At 60.0% G+C, this 5,678-nt stretch carries 4 protein-coding genes and 2 pseudogenes; 1 reads left to right on the forward strand and 5 read right to left on the reverse strand.

Annotation, left to right across the window (positions count from 1 at the left end; translation table 11 throughout):
• The 4 genes and pseudogenes from DFO68_RS15885 to DFO68_RS15075 form a co-directional block, all read right to left on the reverse strand.
• Nucleotides 1–279: pseudogene (locus DFO68_RS15885) on the reverse strand (hypothetical protein); the annotation flags it as partial.
• A 55-nt stretch (nt 280–334) separates the two neighbouring features.
• On the reverse strand, nt 335–490 hold the full coding sequence (locus tag DFO68_RS15565; RefSeq protein ID WP_166637588.1) for a hypothetical protein: 156 nt from the start codon (nt 488–490) through the stop codon (nt 335–337).
• Nucleotides 491–594: 104 nt separating this feature from the next.
• Nucleotides 595–3,162 (reverse strand): beta strand repeat-containing protein, encoded by a 2,568-nt coding sequence (locus DFO68_RS15070; protein WP_133484432.1) that lies wholly within the window; start codon nt 3,160–3,162, stop codon nt 595–597.
• Between the two features lie 330 nt (nt 3,163–3,492).
• Nucleotides 3,493–3,774, reverse strand: a complete 282-nt coding sequence (locus tag DFO68_RS15075) for a helix-turn-helix domain-containing protein (protein ID WP_166637589.1) — start codon at nt 3,772–3,774, stop codon at nt 3,493–3,495.
• An 87-nt stretch (nt 3,775–3,861) separates the two neighbouring features.
• Between DFO68_RS15075 and DFO68_RS15080 the strand changes: the two genes are divergently transcribed.
• Nucleotides 3,862–5,199: a tyrosine-type recombinase/integrase gene (locus tag DFO68_RS15080; RefSeq protein WP_133484434.1), complete on the forward strand. Its 1,338-nt coding sequence runs from the start codon at nt 3,862–3,864 to the stop codon at nt 5,197–5,199.
• Nucleotides 5,200–5,281: 82 nt separating this feature from the next.
• On the opposite strand, the pseudogene DFO68_RS15085 reads toward DFO68_RS15080, so the two are convergent.
• Nucleotides 5,282–5,678, reverse strand: a pseudogene (locus DFO68_RS15085) (hypothetical protein); the annotation flags it as partial.

Consider the following 5,678-nt stretch of genomic DNA (forward strand, 5'->3'; position numbering starts at 1 on the left):
CTTCTTGATGCGTTCGGCCAGCATGTCATGTACCTCGTGTAGATCCTGCAATTCGTTGAACTCGGGAAGCTCCATCCCCGGTGCTCGGTTGGGCAACAGCGTCAAAGAACAAAGTGGGAAGAACAAAGTGGGTGTCCTTTGTTTTTTGCTGCGATGTTCGTAGCTCTGGCCGCTCACCGCATCGGTGCCGCACAGGAAGGCGCGGCGCACGCAGCGGTTGACCAGGTGGTACCAGGGCGTGGTGTCGAGCGACACCAGGGCAGCGCGGGGTTGTGTCATGGGGCGTGCCTCGTCGGAGAGCCTGAGAATCAGGCTAGCCGCTACCGGGAGGACGTCAAGAACAAAGTGGGGGAGAACAAAGTGGGTGTCTCTTTAGTTTTTTAGGGAACAAAGTGGGTGTCCTTTCTTTTTCGGCGAAGTGATAGGCGTCGCGAGACAGAACGTGTTTATCGGCGTGCTGGGTGCGGGATACGGCGATCCAGTCACTCATGTCGATCTCCTTACGCATCAGCTGGTATAAAAAACCCCCAGCCGAGGCCGGGGGTTATTGTGCTTCTACCTATCAAGGATAGGCATCCTTCTCAAAGAGAGGGATTAAGCGACTGCGATATCACCTGCAACCAGCTCTCCATCAGTGTTGATGCCAGTCAAGACAATAAGGCTATCACCAGCGTCAAAGGTGCCAGATGAATCTTCATCGACTGCAACATATGTGTTGCCACTACCCGCTGCATCGATTGCTGCATATACATCAGCGGCCGTTCCACCGAATGTCACTTCGGCTGCAGTGACAAATGCCCCGAGGTCTGTGAACGCTACACCAGCGGCAGCGTTTGCAAGTGTCACGGTACCACCATTGGTCACATCAAGAGTGTCGACTCCTGTCGCGAAATCGGTAATGGTGTCAGCAGTTGCCAAGGTGATACCAGCATCACCAGCAGCGACAGCAAAGGTATCAGCACCCGCACCGCCGGTGATGGTATCAGCACCCGCACCGCCATTGACCGTGATGGAGCCAGAGCCAGAAGTGGTGGTCAGATTGCTCAGGTCGATGGTGTCGGCACCGCTGGTGCCTTCAAGGATCAGCGTACCTGCGGTGCCGTTGATCGTTGCATCTGTACCCGAAACCACAGAGGCGTTAAGAGTCACAGTGTTGGTGCCAACATCAAACGTCTCGATGCCGGACACCGTCATACCGGTCAGGTCAGCGTTGCTGCCAAACGTCAGGGTGTCAGTACCCAGGCCACCGTCGATGCTGCCGCTCAACTTGGCAGTTGGTGCAGTAGTGCTGTCGGACAGGGTAATGTTGTCGCCTTGGATACCCCCGACGATGGTCGCAGACTTGGAAACATCGACAGTAATGGTGTTGGTATCAAGCCCCGCACCGTTGACGGTAGCGGTTTCAGCGGTGATGGTGCCCGTTGTCAGCGTGCCCAGCGCATCGGCGGCATTCAGCGTCACGCTCTTGCCGGTTACGTCACCCAGAGTGATGTTGCCGCCCGTGCCATTGAAGTCGAGTGTGACATTGCCGCTTGCTCTCCCGCCGGTAGTGATGGCGTTAGTGACAGTCACATCGCCCAGCACGTCAGCCGCGTTGACCGCGATATTGGTGCCGCCAGTGGTGATGCTGTCGATGGTCAGGGCATCTGTTGCTGTGCCATCATTCGCCAGCGTACCGGCGTTGACGGTGATGCCGTACTGATCCAGAGCGGCGCTACCCAGCGCGCCCAGATCAGCCGCACCGGTGCCGGTCAGGTCGACGGCGTTGATGGCCGCCAGGTCGCTTACCGTCAGAGTGCCGTCGGTATTGGCGCTCAGCTGCTGCAGCGCGCCCAATGAGCTGCCGGAAAGATCCAGGTTCGCAGCGGCCTCGACATTAAGCTGCTGCGCCTTGGCGGCAGTGATGTTCAGGCTGGAGTCTTTAGCCACTTCATTGATCTGGATGCTGGTGGCGTTGCCTGCCTGAATGGCAGCAGAAGTGGTGGAAGTACCCAGTGTGCCGGCCGCGGCGACGATGACGCTGTCCGCCTGGTTGGCAACGATAGTCCCGCTGTAGGTCATGTTCTGAGCGACATTGACCGTGGCGGAGGTCGCCTTGCTCAGAGTGGCCTTGGCCGATGCGCTGCCCGGGCTTGCCGTGGTGGCGTCTGGGTCAGCCACAGTGACGGTGGTGGAGCCGGCGTTATCCAGGATGATCGCATTGCTTGCACCGTCTTCCAGCGTCAGGGCGATATCGGTGTTGCCCAGGCTGGCGAAGGTGGCATCTTGAAAACCGCTGGTCGCGACGATGTTTTCCACGCCGCTGGTGTTCTTGGCGGAGTAGGTCAGTGCCGTTGTGTTGTTGCCGAGATTCAGGGTTTCCACGCCGCTCATGGCGTACTGAACGGTGCCGCCGCCGATCAGCGTTACGCTGTCGTCACCCTCGCCCCCGGCGATGGTGGCGTTCTTGGTGGCGGTGGTCGCGTTGACCGTCAGGTCCAGGTCGCCGGTCATGGCGGAAGCGTCGAAGCCCTTCAAGCCAGTCGCCAGGTCGGTGACCTTCAGGCTGCCGTCGCCTTCGGTGGTGTAGGTGGTGGCGGCCACGCTAGACAGATCAACCACGTTGGCGCCGGTTGCAGCCAGCGTCGCGTTCTCAACGCCAGCGGCGGTGATGCCAACGGCGGCTTCAGGCGTGCTGCCTTCTGCCACGGTACCCACGTTGTCGAGGCTCAGGTTGAGGGTATCGCTGTTGCCGCTGGTGACGCCGGTGGCGTAGCCGATGGTGACGTTGCCGCTTGCCTGGCCGTTCAGTTCAACGGTGCCGGCGAGGCTGCCCACGTTGGACAGGTTAACGGTGGCGTCGCCCGCATTGACCACGTAGTTGACATCGCCTTCCACGCCGGTGGCGTTGAAGGTGCGGGCGATGGAGCCGCTGTTGCTCAGCGCGATGGTTTCGACGTTGGTCACGCTACCATCGGCGGTAAAGCCGTTGAAGGTGCCCTGCATGTCGACCTGAAGGGTGTCGTTGCCCGCGCCGCCGTCGATCTGGTCGCCGGCATTGAGGGTGCGCGCGGAAGAAAGCGCAGAGGCCACCCCTTCGATGGTGTCGTCGTTGGCGGTGGTGCGAGTCACGTCGGCTTCGGCCACGCCATCGGCCAGCTGGGCGTCAGCGGCGACGAGCACGTCGGTACCTGCAGTGAGACTCCTAGTCGGGCGAACCGCCAAGATATTGTTTTTATGGATGCTTTTGTGCGTTCAAAACCATCATATCTGCGTTTTCTACCAGATTTCTATTTTCTGCACGGATTTCCGCACCATTCCCGGCACTGAAAGGCGCATGCCACGGGGCGTGGCGGTGGTTTTGCCGTTCTACCAGATTTCTACCCGACCACACGACCTCAGCCGGTGGCCCCTCCTGGTCATCGGAGCATTTGCGACACCTGAGTCGGATATCGGCGTCCTGGCACCGTAAGCGCAACCGCCCTGCCCCGCTCTCACCACTTGACGCATCCCTCACTTCGCCAGTCGCTTGGCTGCCTCACTCAGGGCCGCCTGGCTCACCTTGATGTCCAGGCTGTCCGGTGACCCCAGTACGTCGATCTCGATGCCGTGCTCACGCAGCACGCGCAGCATGGCCGTCAGTGTGTCGGCACGCATGGCCATGTCCAGCGTTTCGTTGCGCGCCACCGTGGATTTGGCCACACCCAGCGCTTGCGCGAACTCTTGCTGATTCATGCCGAGGGCAGCGCGACCGATGCGCATTGCCATCGCAAAGCGGACTTTTTCATCAGTCATGGTTGACGAAACCTTCATATCTGGATAAATATAGGCTCAAACGCTATCATCAGTAGCGTTTACACGTCCAAAAGAGAGAAACCAGCTATGCCGAAGCAGAAACTCACTCAACAGTTCGTCGAGCGTACCACGCCCCCCATCCGGGGCAAAGTTGACCACTTCGATACCGAGACCCCAGGTCTGGTGTGCCGCGTCCTCGCATCAGGCACCAAGACATACTCGTTTCGCTACCGCGATCCGCGGGGCAAGCAGGTGGAGCGCAAGCTGGGCAGCGCCAGTGCGCTCAAGCTCAGTGACGCCCGCCAGATGGCGCAGGAGATCCTGGTGAAGGTGGCGATGGGGGAAGATCCTTTCGAGACGCGGCGCACGCTCCAACAGGTCCCGACGTTCGCCGGCTTCGTCGAATCGGCGTATATGCCGCACATCAAGGGCTACAAGCGCAGCTGGTCGACCGACGAGTGCCTGCTGCGTAACCATATCCTCCCGGTGCTGGGGAAACTCCACCTGGACGAGATAAAGCGGCAGCACCTGATCGAGCTGTTCAGCCGGCACCGTCAAAGCCACGAGCCGGGCTCAACGAACCGCGTCATCATCCTGTGCCGCTATATCTTCAACTGTGCGCTGAAATGGGAGGTGGCGGGTGTCACCCGCAATCCGACGTCGGGGATTCCGCTACACCCCGAAAACAACAAGCGCGAGCGCTACTTGAAGGACGATGAGGCGCTACGGCTATTCGAGGCGCTGGAAGCCTCGCCCAATCCGCAGCTGCCGTTCATCATCGCCATGCTGTTGCTCACCGGAGCACGCAAGCGAGAGGTGCTGGAAGCGAAGTGGGCGGACCTGGACCTGGATCAGCGCCTGTGGCGCATCGAGTTCAACAAGACGGGACGCACGCGGCATGTGCCGCTGTCGCAGGGGATGATGACGCTACTGGGAAAACTGCCACGCATGGAGGGCAATGATTACCTATTCCCCAATCCCAAGACCGGCAAGCCCTTCGTGAGCATCTTCCACTCGTGGGACACCGCCCGACGCAAGGCGGGGCTGGGGGACGTTCGGATTCACGATCTGCGCCATAGCTTCGCCAGCTATGTGATCAATGCGGGACGCTCGCTCTACGAGGTGCAGAAGCTGCTGGGCCATACCCAGGTGAAGACCACCCAGCGCTATGCGCACCTCAGCCATGACTCGCTGCTGTCGGCGGCGGATACGGCGGCCACTGCGGTGCCGTGGGATCGTGAGACACGAGAAGGGGAAGGTAAGGCAGAAGAACCGGCACAGGCCGGTGGTCAGGCCAAGGCGTTACCGGTGGGAAGAACCGAACGCCCGGCTCGGCAGCGGGCACTGCCACGCGATGCCTCGCCCGGTCAGACGGTGTCACCGCCTCCCATCGGGGAGCCACCGGACGGAGAATCATCAAAATAAAAAAATCAGTCAGATACGCTAAGGGCAGCCACCGGGGCTGCCCTTTTTGTGCGTGAGGCGGGGATACGGGGGGAAGGCTGGATCAGTGCCTACCCAACAGAGCTTCCAGGCTATCAGCCGTCAGAACCTGTACGACCCACTCATCCAGCTGAGCGTCGTTAGCCGAGGCCAGCCGTTCATCCGCCCATTCAGGTAGATCACCAAATTTCAAGGCAATTTGCTTGCGGAGTGTACCCTCTACCCCTTCATGAACTGCTTTCTCTCGCTCCAAGCGCTCAATCGTATTTACGTAAGGCATGTGCTTCTCCTCCTGAATGGCGTAGACCGCCTGTACAAACTCGGGTTCCAGAGCCACCGGCAACTGGAGCATCCAGTCGATGATGATGAATAGCTGTACGACCTGCTCTCGGCTGTAGCCCCGCTCATACAGCAGCCGAATCAGGGCAACCTTGACATCCTTGCGCGTGGCGCCGTCCTTC

It is taken from the genome of Halomonas ventosae (assembly GCF_004361885.1).
Lineage (GTDB): Bacteria > Pseudomonadota > Gammaproteobacteria > Pseudomonadales > Halomonadaceae > Halomonas > Halomonas ventosae_C.

Bases quoted from the DNA above. Each gene is read 5' to 3' on its own strand.
- DFO68_RS15565 (WP_166637588.1), bottom strand. From the start codon at position 490: ATGAGTGACTGGATCGCCGTATCCCGCACCCAGCACGCCGATAAACAC.
- DFO68_RS15075 (WP_166637589.1), bottom strand. From the start codon at position 3,774: ATGACTGATGAAAAAGTCCGCTTTGCGATGGCAATGCGCATCGGTCGC.
- DFO68_RS15080 (WP_133484434.1), top strand. From the start codon at position 3,862: ATGCCGAAGCAGAAACTCACTCAACAGTTCGTCGAGCGTACCACGCCC.